This is a genomic window from Nocardioides sp. NPDC054178 (assembly GCF_055585005.1).
On the sequence record NZ_JBVJKY010000002.1, the window covers coordinates 1,129,535 to 1,145,367 of the forward strand.

Consider the following 15,833-nt stretch of genomic DNA (forward strand, 5'->3'; position numbering starts at 1 on the left):
GACGGCCTGTCCGCCGGACACCGGGTTTCGAGAAAACTTGGAAATCTCCTGGGGGGTCTCCAGGTCGCCTATCGTGACGCCATGGACAACCCCCGAGCAGCGCGGAGGGAGACGACCCGCCGCCTCCTCCTGGACGCGGCGATGGATCGGTTCGTCTCCAGCGGCTACGCAGCCACCACGATCGACGAGATCGCCACCGCGGCGGGGACCACGCGGGTGACCTTCTACGCCTACTTCGCCTCGAAGTCGGAGATCGTCAAGGCGCTGATCATCGAGCGCCTGGACCCGGAGCTCTCGCTGGCCTCCGAAGGGTGCACCACGGGCCCGGCGCTCATCGACGCGGTGGCGGCCGGGACACGCGAGCAGCTCGGCGCCTGGCTCCGGGAGATCGCGGCGCACTGGCCCACGGTGCTGCCGATCATCAGGATCTGCCGCGCCGCCCACGCGATCGACCCCGACCTGGGCGCCGGCGTCGACGCCTGGATCGAGGATGCGATCGCCGACATCGGCGCCGGGCTGGCCAAGGCCGACCGGTTCGAGGCCGACAGCCGGCAGTTCCGCGGCGCGTTGGCGATGGGACAGTTCGACTACGTGTCCCAGCACTGGGCCGACGGGGCCTGGGGCGTCGACCACGACCGCATGTGCGAGCTGCTCACCGAGAGCTGGTTCCAGCTGCTGGGCGAGTGACCCGGCAGGCAGGTCACAGGAAGGTCTGGCCCTCGCCCCGGTAGGTCGGCGCGACGGTGATGATCGCGTCGCCCTCGATCAGCTGGAGCGTGTCGAGCCGTTCGCAGACCTCGCCCGCCTTCGCGTGCCGGAACCAGACCTTGTCGCCGATCGCGAGCTCGTCGGCGGCATGGCCGCGCAGCGGCGTCTGGACCTCCCCGGCGCCTTCGGTGGCGACGTACTCCAGGCCGAAGGGGTAGGTCGGGCTCGGCACCCGGTCGAGCCCGGGCGGGCCCGAGGCGATCCAGCCACCACCGGCCACGGTGACGATGCCCGGGGCCGGGCGGCGGACGACGGAGAGGCCGAAGTAGGCCGCCGGGTGGGGCGTGAAGCCGTCGTAGCGGTCGAAGAGGGTCGGACCGTAGAGCCCGGACCCAGCCGCGATCTCGGTCACCGAGGGGTCGGCGTGGGTGGACTCGATCGAGCCCGTACCGCCGCCGTTGACGAACTCGAGCTCGGTCAGGGAGCGTACGGCGGCGACGATCTTCCCGCGGCGCTCGGTGATCTCGGCGATGGAGGCCTTCTTCATCCTCCTGATGACAGCGGCCGGCGGGTTGCCGCTGAGCGGACGGTCGACGGTGCCGGCGACCTGGCCCTCGTAGGCCATCAGCCCGACCAGCTGGAAGTCCGGGTCGTCGACGATGATCCGGGCGAGGGCGACGGCGTCCTCGGGGGTGCGGACCGGGGAGCGGCGGGCGCCGAGCCAGATGCGGCGCGCGATGACCAGCGCGGCGTCGAGGTCGATGGCCACGCGTACGGGGGCGGCCGGGGTGCCGATCGCAGACTTGACCAGCGACAACCCCTCGGCGCTGTCGACCATCAGGGTGACCCGGGCGAGCTTCTCCTCGTCCTTCGCGAGAGTGGCGAGCGCGGCTCGGTCGACGGTCGGGTAGCCGACCACGACGTCGTAGTGCGTCTCGGCCAGCCACAGCGCCTCGAACAGCGTGAAGGCCAGGATCCCCTCATACCCCTCGCGGGCGAGCACCCGGTCGATCAGCGCCCGGCAGCGTACGGACTTGCTGGCCACCCGGATCGGGGTGCCCGCGGCACGGCGCACGAGGTCGTCGGCGTTGGCGTCGAACGCCGCGAGGTCCACCGCCCCGACGGGTCCGTCGAGACAGGCGGTCGCTCGGTCGAGCCGTTCGTGCTGCTGGCCGGAGAGATGGTGGGAAGTCGTGACCACGACCCAAGTGTTTATGCCCCGCGCGGCACTCGCGTCAACGGCAGGTAACCAACTGTGCCACCGCGCGGCCCAAACCGATCGGGGCGAAGGCGTTGACCGAACGCCCCCGACGCGACACCCTGTGCGGCGTGAGCGGTGGTGGCGTGAGTGAGTGGCAGAACTGGGCGGGCAACCAGCACGCGGGCGCGATCGAGGTCGTGGCGCCTCGTGACGAGGCGGAGCTCTCGGCGGTCGTCGTGGCCGCGACCGAGGCCGGGCGCAAGGTCAGGCCGATCGGTGCGGGGCACTCCTTCACCCCGATCGGGTCACCCGTCGACGTCCAGGTGAGCCTGGACCGCCTCTCCGGGATCGTCCGGGCCGACTCGACGACCGGCCTGGTGACGGTGCGTGGCGGCACCCGCCTGAAGGTCCTCAACCGCGCGCTGGAGGCGCTCGGGCTCTCGATGACCAACCTCGGCGACATCGAGGAGCAGTCGATCTCAGGTGCGATCTCGACCGGCACCCACGGCACCGGGGCGCGCTTCGGTGGCCTGGCGACCCAGGTACGCGGCCTGCGGCTGCTCCTCGCCGACGGCTCCGTGATCACCTGCTCGGCCGACGAGAACCCGGAGGTCTTCGACCTCGCCCGCGTGGGGCTCGGCGCGCTCGGGATCATCGTCGAGGTCACCCTCCAGACAGAGCCGCTCTTCGCGCTCAACGCGCGCGAGGGCAACGGAGAGCTCGCCGAGGTGATGGCCTCGTTCGACGAGCACGCGTCCGGCACCGACCACTTCGAGTTCTACTGGTTCCCGCACACGACCCGGGTGCTGACCAAGCACAACACCCGGCTGCCGCTGCCGGAGACCCCGCTGGCGCCGGTGGGCCGGGTCCGGGGCTGGTTCGACGACGAGCTCCTCTCCAACCAGGCCTTCGGCGCGACCGTCGCGCTCGGGCTGCGCGCGCCCGGGCTGGTGAAGCCGCTGGCCCGCTTCGCCGCCTCCGCCCTCTCACCGCGGGAGTTCACCGACATCTCCTACCGCGTCTTCACCTCGCAGCGGAAGGTGCGGTTCGTGGAGAGCGAGTACGCCGTGCCGCGTGCCGCCGGCATGGAGGTCCTCGCCTCGCTGCAGCGTGCGGTCGAGGCGTCGTCGTGGAACATCTCCTTCCCGGTCGAGGTCCGGGTCGCAGGCGCTGACGACATCCCGCTGTCGACGGGATTCGAGCGCGAGAACGTCTACATCGCCATCCACACCGCACCCTCGTCGCCGTGGCGCGAGGACTACTTCGCGGCCTTCGAGCGGATCGCCGGCGAGGCCGGCGGCCGCCCGCACTGGGGGAAGATGCACACGCTCACCGATGCAGAGCTCGCGGATCGCTACCCACGCTTCGCCGACTTCGTCGCGCTCCGCGACAAGCTCGACCCCTCCCGCACCTTCGGCAACCCCCACCTGAAGCAGATCCTCGGCTCCTGACCGCCGAGTCGGCGCAACTGTCCCGCAAGGCAGCGCCGAGTCGGCGCTGATGTCCCGCAAGGCAGCGCCGAGTCGGCGCTGATGTCCCAAGCCGTCGGGACAATTGCGCCGACTCGGCCTTCGTACGCGGGACGTTCGCGCCGAGTCGGCCTGATTCCGCGGGACATTGGCGCCGAGTCGGCATGACTCCGCGGGACAGACGCGCCGAGTCGGCTACTCCTCGTCACTTGGGCGTCTCCCATAGGTCACCGGCCGTGCCTACCCTGTGCCGATGCCGCAGCCGTCCTCGTCTCAGCGGATCGCCGAGATCCACGGGCTGCGGGGGCTCGCGCTGGCGCTCGTGGTGGTCTTCCACCTCTTCGGCGAGGGCCGGGTCTCCGGCGGCGTCGACGTCTTCCTGGCGCTGACCGGGTTCCTGGTGACCCGCTCACTCGTCCGCCGGGTCGCAGCCGCCGAGCTGCACCTGGCCGATCACTACGGTCGTACGTTCCTGCGGCTCTCGGCTCCCACGCTGGTTGTGCTCGCCGGGACGGCGGTGCTGATGGTGGCGGTCATGCCGCGGTCGATGTGGGGCTCGACGTTGCGGGAGATCGCTGCGTCGGCGGCGTACGTCCTGAACTGGGAGATGATCCGGACCCAGCTCGCCTACGGTGCGGCCGGGCCGAGCGCGAGCCCGCTGCAGCACTTCTGGTCACTGGCGGTGCAGGGACAGTTCCTGCTGGTCTGGCCGGTGGTGGTGCTGGTGGTCTGGTGGATCGCGCGGGCGCGGCTCCGGCTCGTGCTGGCGCTCGTCGTGGCGGTGGCGACGGCCGCCGCGTTCGTCTTCGCGTGGCGGCTGGGGATGGCCGACCAGCAGGTGGCGTACTTCCACACCGGGGCACGCTTCTGGGAGCTCGGCGCCGGGGCGCTGCTCGCGCTCGGGCTCGACCGTCTGCGGCCACCGGCGGTCGTGCGGCCGGTGCTCGCCTGGGTCGGGCTGCTGCTCGTCGCCAGCTCGGGGTTCGTGCTCGACGGCGCGGCGCTCTTCCCCGGGCCATGGGCGCTGTGGCCGGTCGGCGGGGCACTGCTGGTCGTTCTCGGCTCCGGGTCCTCGACCGTCTGGGGGCCGCAGCGGCTCCTCTCGCTCCGGCCGCTGCGGTTCGTCGCTGACATCTCCTTCCCCCTCTATCTGTGGCACTGGCCGCTGCTGGTGGCGTGGCTGAGCTGGACGTACGCCACCCGGACCACGCTCCCCGCCGCGGCAGTCGTGCTCTCGGCCTCGGTGGTCCTGGCCTGGCTCACCCACCGGTTCGTCGAGGTGCCGGTCACCCGCGTCGGGCCGAGCTTCGAGGGCCTCCCAAGACTCGTGGCCGTCCCGGTCGTGCTCACGCTCGTCGCCGTGGGCACGCTCGCCGGAGCCGCCGAGGTCGAGCGCCGCGATGCCGCGGCCACGGCGGCGGCCGTCGCCGCTGCGAAGAAGTACGCCGGCTGCATCGGCGCCGCCGCCATGGATCCCGAGACGGCCGGCTGTCAGGGCCCGGACCGGCTGCTCGACGCCCGTCTCGGCTACCAGGCGCCCGACGGCTCGGGCTGCTGGTCCAACGAGGAGCGGCCGGTGCGGTTCAGGGTCTGCACGCTCGGGCCCACGCGGGGCTATTCGCGCCGGCTCCTGGCGATCGGCGACTCGCACAACCACCAGCTCGTCCCGGCCTACCGCGAGATCGCGGAGCGGCGCGGCTGGCGCATCGACGTCGCCAGCCGTGCCGGCTGCCACTGGAACGCGCGCGACCGGGTCGGCACTCCCCGCGCGTCCGTCGAGCTGTGCCGGCAGTGGAAGTCGCAGCTCGCGACCTACCTCTCCGCGGAGCGGGGGATCGACGCGTACGTCGTCATCCACTCCAGCCAGGTCTCGGTCGAGACCGTCGGTGAGGAGACGCCCGGCGAGGCGCTCAGCCATGGTCTCGCGGAGGCGTGGGCGACCCGGCCGGACCCGGCCGTGCCGGTCATCGCCATCCGGGACAGCCCGATCTTCGAGGGCAGCACCAACCGGTTCGCGCGCGTGGTCCAGCCGTGCATCGACGACGCCGGCCTCGCGGCGGGGTCGAGCTGCGCTCGCGACCGGGACCGGGTCGTACGCGACGACGGCAGCGCCGGCGCCACCCGGCTGACCCCGAACGCCCATCGCATCGACCTCACCGACTACTTCTGCGAGCCCGAGACCTGTTCCCCCGTCGTCGGCAACCTGCAGGTCTACCAGGACGGCTTCCACATCTCACCGCTCTACGCCGCCACCCTGGCCCCGTATCTCGGCGACCGGATCGCGACGATCCTGCGCTAGGCGACGGCCGGTTCGGGCTGGTCCTCGCGCGGGAAGTGGGTCTGCTTGAAACGTACGGCCATCCGGGTCGAAGGCCCCATGGCGGCGGCAGCGACGACGACGATCACGCCGATGACGATCCAGCCGGCGCCGCTGTAGAAGTCGGGGTGCCAGCCCATGGCGAGGAAGGTGAACAGGGCCGGGGCCCAGGCGCCGCCGAGCTGGCGGCCGATGCCGGCGACGCCTTCGTACTCGCCCCGCCGGTCCGGGTCCATGAGCTCGGCCTGGAAGGCCCACGAGGCGGAGCCGATGGCGAGCTCGGCACCGGTCACCGCGACGTGGCCGAGCCAGACCAGGAAGATGGTGAGGAACCCGCGGGTGTCGTGGGTGACCAGCGTGATCGCGCAGGCGGCGACGAAGAAGCCGCTGCTCCACCACACCCGACGCAAGGCGTCGCGGACGTCGTGGACCCCCTTGGACGTGTAGGCCGGGAGGATGATGCAGAGCACCGTGTTGGTCGCGAAGAGCCAGGCCAGCAGCCAGCGCGGGGAGTCGGTGTATTCGACCAGCCACAGCGGGATCACGGTGTGCAGCAGCACCTGGTTGCTCCACAGCGTGCCGGTGAAGGTGGTCACCAGGAGCCAGCCGACGTTGCGCAGCGCGCCGGGGCCGGGCAGCTTCTCGGTGATCTCGCCAGCCGCGCGGCGCTCGTCGTGGGGCGCCCTCGGCAGCCGGCTGATCCAGACGGAGTTGGCGATCCCGATGGCCAGCGCGAAGAACGGAACGCCCCACTTGAGGACCGTGTCGGTGTCCAGCGCCAGCGCGATGCCGGCGATCAGGGCGCCGATCGTGAAGCCGAGGTTGAGGCTGGAGTACATGAACGCCTGGGTCGCGACCCGCTCCTTGTCGGGCAGCACATCCAGGACGTACGCATTTCTGCCGGCGCCGCCCGCGTTGTTGACCACCTCGAAGACGACGATGACCGCCAGGTAGGCCCAGAAGCCGTGGATGAACGGCATCGTCGCGAACATCAGCGCACTGATCAGGGCACTGATCGCCCAGATCCGCTTCGGTCCGATGAAGTCGGCCAGCCGGCCCATCGGGTAGGCCGTGAGGAAGCTCGCGATCCCGGCGACCGTCAACCCCACACCGATCTGCGCGGGGCTCAGGCCGACGAAGGCGACCAGGTAGAACGCGGCCGCGGTGTTGAACGTCCCGTCCCCGGCTGCGAAGAGCAGCGACTGCGTCGCCAGACGCTTCGACAACGGCGTCGGCGGGATGAGGTTGTTGATGAATCCGGGCAGGGCGGGCACCGGCCAATTGCACCACCGCAACGGGGTGGTTGCCGACTGGTTTTTGCCGAGGCGTCAGCCCGGTCGGCCGAGGCGTCGGGCGCGTCGGCCGAGGTGGCATCGGGGTGACGGGTCGGCCGACGTACGTGACGCCTCGGCCGACCTACCTGACGCCTCGGCTCAGGTTCGGCGGGAGGCGAAAGCGTCGACGGCGTCGCGGGCGGTGGCGGCGATGGCGAGGTCGACGTCGTTCTGGATCCGGGCGGTGCGGTCGGAGTCGGTGAGTACGGCGATGGCGACCCGGCCGCCCGGGTGGGTGACGACGGCGATCTCGTGGCGCAGGGTGAGGAAGCCGCCGGTCTTGCCGGCGAGCTGGATGTCGTCGGCGAGCAGGTCGGCGGCGATCCGGTGGGTGAAGACCTGCTTGCCCATGAGTCGTCGCAGCAGCTCGGTCGCCTCGGGCTTGGCGATCTCGTCGCGCCAGACGCGCTCGAGCAGGTCGACGCAGGCACGCGGCGAGCCGGTGGTGGCGCGCTCGACGTCGAGCGAGTCGATGACGTGCCGGCCGCCGGGCCGCCGGCCCTCGACCGCGAGCTGGGTGGCGAGGGCGAAGTCGGGGCCGGCGACGCGGGTGGCGTAGTCGTACATCGGCTGCATCCGGTGCCGCACCCGCAACCCTTCCACGCCCCACTCGGCGAGCTGCTCGTCGACCTCCCGCGGTGGGACCAGGTCGAAGAGCGCGTCCGCGGCGGCGTTGTCGCTGAGGCCGAGCATCATCAGCATCAGGTCGGCGACGGAGCAGGTCGCGTCGTGGGTGAAGGCCGAGATGCCGTACGGCCCATAGCTCCGCTCCGCCGCCGCCAGCGTCACCATCGCGCCCCCGTCGATCTCGCCGCGGGCGATCCGATCCGCCACGACCAGGGCCAGCGGCACCTTCGCCACCGACGCCAGCGGCATCGGCCGGTCGACGCCGACGCCGACCTCGTGGCCGCCGTCGACGTCGCGGGCGAGGAACGCGATCCTGACCCGGAGCTCCCGGAAGCGTTCGGCGATGGCTTCGGCGAGGTCGATCAGACCCCGGTCGCTGCCGACGAGCGGACTCATCCGCGCCGCTCCTCGGCTGCGCCGACGCACGCGCCGAGCAGGGCGAGCGCCTGCTCCCGCACGGGGCCGGCCGTCAGCGGTCCGGGCGGTGGTGGCTGCTCGACCAGACGGTGGCCGCGCGCCACCGGGTCGAGGAGGGCCGACCAGCTCAGGCCGTACGTCACCGCCTCGTGCCTCGCGCAGATCAGGCTGGCGCGCCCCGCCATCGTCTCGGCCACCGCGAGCTGGTGCGGCGCGCGGCGCAGGGTGGCCGGTCCGATACCGGCGCGGTCCGCGTGCTGTCGCAGCCGGCCGGCGGGGTCGTCCAGGTCTCGCGGGAGGGCCAGCACCTGCGCACGTCCCCCGCCGCGGCGTGGCCGCAGCGCGCTCAGCGACACCGGCCCCCGGGTGGGCCCGGGAGCGGTGGCGGCGCCCAGCGGGGTGAGCCACGTGGCCGCGTCCGGGTCGCACGCCTCGACCGACCAGGCGGCCGACGCCGGCGGCTCGTCGCTGTCGCTCGCGAGGCGTACGTCGACGCCTTCCGTCTCCAGCAGCGCGACCAGCCGCGCGAGCGGGGCCGGGTCACAGCCGGACGGCACCGCGACCACGAACCTCTCCCGGTCGTGGCGGCGGATGCTGCGCAGCAGATGGTCGGCCTGATCGACGAGGTGCCTCGCTCGCGGCAGGAGCGCGTGGCCGGCGGGCGTGAGCGCGATCTGGCGACGGCTGCGGTCGAGCAGCTCCACCCCGAGCTCCCGCTCGAGAGCACGCAACCGACGACTCAGGAGCGGCTGGTCCACACCCAGCTCCAGGGCCGCCTCGGAGACGCTCATCTCGTCCGCGACCGCGGTGAAGCCGCGCAGGTGAAGCAGTAGGTCCACGCGTACAGAATGGCTGATCGCCCCCACCTCGTCCCATGTCGGCGATGCATACATACATGCCGGATCGTCCTTGGACGCCATCGCTGCGGCGAGGTCACGATGCCTGCATGACCCACCCGATCCTCAGCCGCCGCACCCTGCTGGGCGGGGCCGCCACCGCCGCCACCGCCGCCGCCATCGCCGCGACCGGAGCCGGCAGCTCCGTGGCGTACGCCGCCGGTAACCCCTCGATCGCCGCCCTCGAGCAGAAGCACCAGCGCCACCTCGGCGTCTGGGCGAAGAACGTGCGGACCGGCCGCGTCATCGCGCACCGTGCCGACGAGCGCTTCCCGATGCTGTCGACCTTCAAGACCCTGCTCACGGCCGCGATCCTGCGCGATCACCCGGCGCGTACGCTCCAGCAGCGGCTGACCTGGGAGCCGGCCGACGTCGTCGTCAACTCGCCGGTCACCTCGCTCACGACGCGCAACGGCCTGACCGTCGCCCAGCTCGCCGAGGCGACGATGACGCGGTCCGACAACACCGCCGCCAACGAGCTGCTCCACCTCATCGGCGGCCCCGCCGGCATCACTCGTTTCGCCCGCTCGCTCGGCGACACCGTGAGCCGGCTCGACCGCTGGGAGCCCGACCTCAACAGCGCGATCCCGGGCGACCCGCGCGACACCACCTCGCCGCGTGCCATCGCGCAGACCTACACGAAGCTGGTGCTCGGCGACGCGCTCGGCGGTGCGGACCGGGACCAGCTGCTCACCTGGATGCTCGCCAACCAGTCGACCGTCACCCGCTTCGGCGCCGGAGTTCCGGCGGGCTGGCGGCTCGCCGACAAGACCGGCGGTGGTGACTACGCCTCGCGCAACGACGTCGGTGTCACCTGGACCCCGGACGGTGCCCCGATCGTCATCGCCGCTCTCACCCGCTCCGACGACCCCGCCGCTCCGCCGCTCGACGCCCCGCTCGCGGACATCGCGGCGACGGTCTGCGCGGAGCTCGGCTGACCTGCCGAGACGTCACCCGCGTCGGCCGAGTGGGCACCTGAATGCCGTCTCGGCCGACGTACGTGACGCCTCGGCCGACGTACCTGACGCCTCGGCAGGTCCTAGGCCCCGTAGACCGGCTCCGGCTCCGGCGCCTCGCCGAGGAGCTTGCGGAGCGCGGGGCCGACGTCGGCGGCCTCCCAGCGGGCACCGGCGTCGGCGGAGGGGCCGTGGGCCCAGCCGTTCTCGACGGTGATCGTGGGCCCGTCGATCTCGATGACCCGGCCGGTGATGTCGCGGGCGTCCTCGGAGGCGAGCCAGGCGACGATGGGGCTGTTGTCCTCGGGCAGCGCCATGGCGGAGGTGTCGAACGCACCCTCGGTCATCCGGGTCTTGGCGACCGGCGCGATGGCGTTGACGGTGACGCCGTACCGGGTCATCTCGGCGGCGGCGACGAGCGTGAGCCCTGCGATCCCGGCCTTGGCGGCGGAGTAGGTGCCCTGCCCGATGGAGCCCTGCAGGCCGGCGCCGGAGGAGGTGTTGATCACCCGGGCGTCCCGCTGCCGCCCGGCCTTGGACTCGGCCCGCCAGTAGGCCCCGGCGTGCCGAAGCGTCGCGAAGTGCCCCTTCAGGTGCACCCGGATCACCGCGTCCCACTCCTCCTCGGAGGTGTTGACGAGCATCCGGTCGCGGACGAAGCCGGCGTTGTTGACGAGGATGTCCAGACCTCCGTACGTCTCGACGGCCTGCTGCACCATCTCCGAGGCCGCCGCGAAGTCCGCCACGTCGGCGGCGTTGGCGACCGCCTCCCCACCCGCGGCGACGATCTCGGCGACCACCTGCTCCGCGGGCGACTCACCGGTGCCCTCGCCCGCCAGCGAGACGCCGAAGTCGTTGACGACCACCTTCGCTCCGTGACGGGCGAGCTCGAGCGCGTGGGCACGGCCGATGCCTCGCCCCGCCCCGGTGACGATCGCGATCCGGCCTTCGAGCAGTCGAGCCATGGTGGCGTCCCTTTCCAGTCTTGCGTTCAGAAACCAAGCAACTGCTAGGCTACCAAGCAATCGCTAGGTTAGGAACGGACCATGGGCATCTCCACCGAGATCACCGACGAGCAGATCGCCGTCGTCACGATGAACCACCCGCCGGTGAACGCGCTGCCGGTGAAGGGCTGGTTCGAGGTCGCCGACGCCGTCACGACCGCCGCCGACCAGGGTGCGCGCGTCGTGATCCTGCGCGCCGAGGGGAAGGGCTTCAACGCCGGCGTCGACATCAAGGAGATGCAGCAGATCGAGGGGTTCGAGGGCATCCTCGGCGCCAACCGCGGCTGCTACGCGGCCTTCAAGGCGATCTACGAGTGCCCCGTCCCCGTCATCGCCGCGGTCAACGGCTTCTGCCTCGGCGGAGGGGTGGGGCTGGTCGGCAACGCCGACACGATCGTGGCCAGCGACGACGCGTTCTTCGGCGTACCCGAGGTCGACCGCGGTGCCCTCGGCGCCGCCACCCACCTGAGCCGGCTGGTGCCCCAGCACATGCTGCGTACGCTCTACTTCACCGCCCAGACCATCACCGCCCAGCGCCTCCACGAGCTGGGCTCGGTGCACGCGGTCGTGGCAAGGGAGGACCTCGACGAGGCCGCCCTCGAGGTCGCGCGGCAGGTCGCCGCCAAGGACCCGCAGGTCATCCGCGCCGCCAAGGCCGCGCTCAACGGCATCGACCCCGTCGACGTGAACGCCTCCTACCGCTTCGAGCAGGGCTTCACCTACGAGCTCAACCTCGCCGGCGTCGCCGACGAGCGCCGCGACGCCTTCGTGAAGGACGGCAAATGATGCCCACCCGGCTCGTCATGACGCGCCGACTCGGCGCCGCATCTCGTCAGTTCGCGCCGACTCGGCAGGATCAGGAGACCCGATGAGCACCGCCCAGACCTTTCGTACGCCGCTGACCGACCTGACCGGCGTCGACCACCCGATCGTGCAGACCGGCATGGGCTGGGTCGCCGGCCCGCGCCTCGTCTCGGCCACCGCCGCCGCGGGCGCCCTCGGCATCCTGGCCTCGGCCACGATGACCCTCGACGAGCTCGAGAAGGCGATCGTCGAGGTCAAGGGGCGCACTGACAGGCCGTTCGGCGTCAACCTGCGCGCCGACGCCTCGGACGCCGCGGACCGCTGCCGGCTCCTCATCGACCACGGCGTGAAGGTCGCCAGCTTCGCCCTCGCCCCCAAACCCGAGCTGATCGCCAAGCTCAAGGAGCACGACGTCGTGGTGATGCCGTCGATCGGCGCGGCCAAGCACGCCAAGAAGGTGGCGAGCTGGGGCGCCGACATGGTGATGATCCAGGGCGGCGAGGGCGGCGGCCACACCGGCGCGGTCCCGACGACCCTGCTCCTCCCGAGCGTCCTGGACGCCGTCGACATCCCCGTCGTCGCCGCGGGCGGCTTCTTCGACGGCCGGGGTCTCGCCGCGGCCATGGCCTACGGCGCCGCCGGCATCGGCATGGGCACGCGCTTCCTGCTCACCGCCGACTCCGCGGTCCCCGAAGAGGTCCGCAGGCGCTACCTGACCTTCGGCCTCGACGGCACCGTCGTGACCACGAAGGCCGACGGGATGCCGCACCGCCTGCTCCGCACCGAGTTCATCGACACGCTCGAGAAGGAGGGAATCACCGCGAAGCTCCTCCGCACGCTCAAGCGCACCCGGCAGTTCAAGGAGATGTCCGGCCTCCCCTGGCGCACCCTCGTCAAGGACGGCCGGAACATGGTCCACGGCGGCGACCGCACCTGGGCCGAGGTCGTCCTGGCCGCCAACACCCCCATGCTGCTCCGCGCCGGCCTCGTCGAGGGCGACACGAACGCCGGGATGCTCTCCAGCGGCCAGGTCGTCGGCCTCCTCGACGACCTCCCCACCTGCGAGGAGCTCGTCGACCGGATCGTCGCCGGCGCCGCCGACCGCCTCAAATATCTGGACGCGACCCGAGTCTGACGGCCAGGGTGGCCCCATGGTGATCGAGGTTCGCCCGGCGACGGTGTTCGAGGACGTACGCACTCTGGTCGGTCCCAAGCGGCCCGACGCCAGCGTGTGCTGGTGCCTGAGCTATCGGATCCCCTCCACGATCAACAACAGGATGCGCGGCCAGGAGCGGGGCGAGTACGTCCGCAACCTGCTCACCGACGGCCCGCTGGGCGTGCTCGCCTATGACGGCGAGGAGCCCGTCGGCTGGGCGGCCGTCGCCCCGCGCGCGGACACCACCTTCGCCCGCAACCGGAAGATCCCGCACGTCGACGACCTGCCGGTCTGGTCCGTGTGGTGCATCCGGGTCCGGCCTGGCCACCGCGGCACGGGCATCTCGCACACGCTCATCGAGGGCGCCGTCGACTTCGCGCGCGACCGCGGCGCCCCGGCCGTCGAGGCCTACCCGCTCGACAACCAGGGCGCGAAGGTCGACCTGACGATGGCGTACGCCGGGCTCCGCAAGAACTTCGAGGCAGCGGGCTTCGTCTGGGCCGCCGACACCACCTCGGTCCTCGCGGGTCACCCGCGCGTCCTGATGAGGCGCACCTTGGGATGATGCCCTGGTTGACCCCGATCGGTACACTGACCTGCGTGAAGACCGAGACGAGCCGCGTACGCATCGCGCTCGTCGCACTTTTCACGCTGATGCTCCCGGCGCTGATGAGCGTCGATCCCGAGCAGGCGCTGCTCACCATCGCCGTCTCGACCGCGCTCGCGGCCGTCGCCGTCGGAGCGCTCCACAACGTCAGCGCGTTCGCCCTGGTCAGGGCACGTTCGACGGTCCCGCCGGACGGATCCGACGGACCTCGCCATCTCGCTGCCCGGGTCACCGACCCGGTGTGCTCCCCGCGCCGCCCGCGCGCTCCTGAGCAGGTCTGACCGCTCGCCCATCGGCGAGCCCGTCAGGCCTACCCACTCACCTCAGGAGCACACCCATGTCCGTTCTCGCCCCCTTGTCGCACGCCCTCGCGGCCGTCCTCGCCGGCGCCCACCACGTCCTGTCCTTCGCGGGCGACAACGCCAGCTGGCTGTTGGCCATCGCCGCCGTCGTCGTCCTGGTCAGGCTCGCCCTCCTGCCCTTGACGATCCGCGGCGTACGCACCGCCCACGCCTCCGCCCGCGCCCGTCCACAGCTCCAGGCGCTGACGAAGAAGTACCAGAAGAAGCAGACCTCGAAGGGCAGCGCCAGCCAGGCCGACATGATGGCGATGATGGAGGAGCGCCGCAAGATCAACGAGGAGCACGGCGTACCCCGCTTCGCGATGCTCGCCGCCTTCGCCCAGCTGCCGATCTTCCTGGCGCTCTACCACCTGCTCTCCGACGTCAGCCGGAGCAACTCGGTCGGCGCGATGAGCGACTCGCTCGTCGCCTCGCTCGGGAAGGCGACCTTTCTGGGCGCGCCGCTGACCGGGCACGGCTACCTCTCCGGAGACACGAGCCATCTGGTGATCACGCTGGGCCTGGCCGCCACCGCCGCCGCGGTCAGCTACCTCAGCCAGCGAATGTGGGTGCTCCCCAACATGGTGCGTGCCGACATGCCCGAGTCGATGATCCGGATGCAGGAGCTGATGCCGGTCATCTCCGCCGGCGGCATGCTCCTCGCCGGCAGCAGCGTCCCGCTCGCCCTGCTCGTCTACTGGGTCATCAGCGGCCTGTGGACCGCCGGCCAGGCCGCGGTCATCCACCGGTGGTTCCCCACCCCCGGCTCCCCCGCCGCCGAGCGCCGCACGCTCAGGCTGCAGCCGGCCTGACCCGGTCGGTCCAAGAGCCTCAGAGGCGCTCGATGATGGTGACGTTCGCCTGACCGCCGCCCTCGCACATGGTCTGCAGGCCGTAGCGGCCGCCGGTGCGCTCGAGCTGGTTGAGGAGGGTCGTCATCAGCCGGGCGCCGGTGGCGCCGATGGGGTGGCCGAGGGCGATGCCGCCGCCGTTGACGTTGACCTTCTCGTGCGGGACGTCGAGCTCCTTCATCCACGCCAGGACGACGGAGGCGAACGCCTCGTTGCACTCGAACAGGTCGATGTCGTCGACCGTCAGACCGGTCTTGGCCAGGGCGTGACGCGTGGCCTCGATCGGGCCGGTGAGCATCCAGACCGGGTCGTCACCGCGCACCGAGAGGTGATGGATCCGGGCGCGCGGGGTCAGGCCGAAGGTGCGTACGGCCTGGGCGGAGGCGACCAGCAGTGCCGAGGACGCGTCGCAGATCTGGGAGGCGACGGCCGCAGTGATCCGCCCGCCGGGAGCGAGCGGCTCCAGGGACGCCATCTTCTCGAGCGAGGTCTCGCGAGGGCACTGGTCGACGGCGAAATCACCGACGGGCACGATCTCCCCGTCGAACCTACCCTCGGCGATGGCGGTCTTGGCGCGCTGATGGGAGGCCAGCGCATAGCCCTCCATGTCCTCGCGCGAGATGTCCCACTTCTCCGCGATCATCTCCGCGGAGCGGAACTGGGAGACCTCCTGGTCGCCGTAGCGCTTCACCCAGCCGGGCGACTCGGCGAACGGGGTGGTGAACCCGTACTGCTGACCCACCAGCATGGCCGCGGAGATCGGGATCGCGGACATGTTCTGCAACCCGCCCGCGACCACCAGATCCTGTGTCCCGGACATGACGCCCTGGGCCGCGAAGTGCACCGCCTGCTGCGACGAGCCGCACTGCCGGTCGATGGTCACACCGGGTACGTGGTCGGGCAGCCCGGCCACCAGCCACGCGGTCCGCGCGACGTCGCCGGCCTGCCCGCCGATGGTGTCGCAGCAGCCCATGATCACGTCGTCGACGGCTCCCGGGTCGATGCCGGTGCGGTCCACGAGCGCGGCGAGCGAGTGGGCGCCGAGATCGGCCGGGTGCATGCCGGCGAGCGCGCCTCCGCGCTTCCCGACAGGCGTACGAACGGCGTCGACGATGAATGCCTCAGACATGTGGTGACCCTCTCGA

General features: G+C 71.6%; 15 protein-coding genes. 9 read left to right on the forward strand and 6 right to left on the reverse strand.

Annotated elements, in window-relative coordinates; all coding sequences use genetic code 11:
* Positions 1-81: 81 nt before the first annotated feature.
* The gene (locus ACZ6WN_RS12100; RefSeq protein ID WP_465864879.1) at positions 82-687 is read left to right on the forward strand and encodes a TetR/AcrR family transcriptional regulator; all 606 of its coding nucleotides are present in this window, start codon (positions 82-84) and stop codon (positions 685-687) included.
* A 13-nt stretch (positions 688-700) separates the two neighbouring features.
* Here ACZ6WN_RS12100 and ACZ6WN_RS12105 read toward each other — a convergent pair whose 3' ends face one another.
* Entirely contained in the window at positions 701-1,909 is a 1,209-nt protein-coding gene (locus ACZ6WN_RS12105; RefSeq protein WP_465864880.1) for an amino acid deaminase/aldolase, read from the reverse strand.
* A gap of 143 nt (positions 1,910-2,052) precedes the next feature.
* Here ACZ6WN_RS12105 and ACZ6WN_RS12110 point away from each other — a divergent pair, with 143 nt between their 5' ends.
* Positions 2,053-3,360 (forward strand): D-arabinono-1,4-lactone oxidase, encoded by a 1,308-nt coding sequence (locus ACZ6WN_RS12110; protein WP_465864881.1) that lies wholly within the window; start codon positions 2,053-2,055, stop codon positions 3,358-3,360.
* A gap of 271 nt (positions 3,361-3,631) precedes the next feature.
* A complete protein-coding gene (locus ACZ6WN_RS12115; protein WP_465864882.1) occupies positions 3,632-5,677 on the forward strand; it encodes an acyltransferase family protein in 2,046 nt (681 codons plus the stop codon).
* Here the strand turns inward: ACZ6WN_RS12115 and ACZ6WN_RS12120 are convergent.
* The 3 genes from ACZ6WN_RS12120 to ACZ6WN_RS12130 form a co-directional block, all read right to left on the reverse strand.
* The gene (locus tag ACZ6WN_RS12120; protein WP_465864883.1) at positions 5,674-6,969 is read right to left on the reverse strand and encodes an MFS transporter; all 1,296 of its coding nucleotides are present in this window, start codon (positions 6,967-6,969) and stop codon (positions 5,674-5,676) included. The genes ACZ6WN_RS12115 and ACZ6WN_RS12120 overlap by 4 nt on opposite strands.
* Positions 6,970-7,128: 159 nt before the next feature.
* Positions 7,129-8,052, reverse strand: coding sequence for a serine hydrolase (locus tag ACZ6WN_RS12125; RefSeq protein WP_465864884.1), 924 nt, complete (start codon positions 8,050-8,052; stop codon positions 7,129-7,131).
* Complete coding sequence (locus ACZ6WN_RS12130) at positions 8,049-8,912, reverse strand: LysR family transcriptional regulator (protein ID WP_465864885.1); 864 nt, start codon at positions 8,910-8,912, stop codon at positions 8,049-8,051. Before ACZ6WN_RS12130 ends, ACZ6WN_RS12125 begins: the two co-directional genes overlap by 4 nt.
* A 107-nt stretch (positions 8,913-9,019) precedes the next feature.
* On the opposite strand from ACZ6WN_RS12130, the gene bla reads away from it, so the two are divergent.
* Complete coding sequence (bla, locus tag ACZ6WN_RS12135; protein WP_465864886.1) at positions 9,020-9,907, forward strand: class A beta-lactamase; 888 nt, start codon at positions 9,020-9,022, stop codon at positions 9,905-9,907.
* A gap of 101 nt (positions 9,908-10,008) precedes the next feature.
* Here bla and ACZ6WN_RS12140 read toward each other — a convergent pair whose 3' ends face one another.
* Complete coding sequence (locus ACZ6WN_RS12140) at positions 10,009-10,890, reverse strand: SDR family oxidoreductase (protein WP_465864887.1); 882 nt, start codon at positions 10,888-10,890, stop codon at positions 10,009-10,011.
* 81 nt (positions 10,891-10,971) lie between these two features.
* Here ACZ6WN_RS12140 and ACZ6WN_RS12145 point away from each other — a divergent pair, with 81 nt between their 5' ends.
* From ACZ6WN_RS12145 to yidC, 5 genes are all read left to right on the forward strand, one after another.
* Positions 10,972-11,715: an enoyl-CoA hydratase family protein gene (locus ACZ6WN_RS12145; RefSeq protein ID WP_465864888.1), complete on the forward strand. Its 744-nt coding sequence runs from the start codon at positions 10,972-10,974 to the stop codon at positions 11,713-11,715.
* An 82-nt stretch (positions 11,716-11,797) separates the two neighbouring features.
* Entirely contained in the window at positions 11,798-12,868 is a 1,071-nt protein-coding gene (locus ACZ6WN_RS12150; RefSeq protein WP_465864889.1) for a nitronate monooxygenase, read from the forward strand.
* 16 nt (positions 12,869-12,884) lie between these two features.
* Entirely contained in the window at positions 12,885-13,454 is a 570-nt protein-coding gene (locus ACZ6WN_RS12155) for a GNAT family N-acetyltransferase (protein WP_465864890.1), read from the forward strand.
* Positions 13,455-13,489: 35 nt separating this feature from the next.
* Entirely contained in the window at positions 13,490-13,777 is a 288-nt protein-coding gene (locus ACZ6WN_RS12160) for a hypothetical protein (RefSeq protein WP_465864891.1), read from the forward strand.
* 56 nt (positions 13,778-13,833) lie between these two features.
* Positions 13,834-14,649: a membrane protein insertase YidC gene (gene yidC, locus ACZ6WN_RS12165; protein ID WP_357340926.1), complete on the forward strand. Its 816-nt coding sequence runs from the start codon at positions 13,834-13,836 to the stop codon at positions 14,647-14,649.
* A 19-nt stretch (positions 14,650-14,668) separates the two neighbouring features.
* Here yidC and ACZ6WN_RS12170 read toward each other — a convergent pair whose 3' ends face one another.
* Positions 14,669-15,817 carry an acetyl-CoA C-acetyltransferase gene (locus ACZ6WN_RS12170; protein WP_465864892.1) on the reverse strand — a complete coding sequence of 383 codons (1,149 nt, stop codon included), beginning with the start codon at positions 15,815-15,817 and terminating at the stop codon, positions 14,669-14,671.
* Positions 15,818-15,833: the final 16 nt, after the last annotated feature.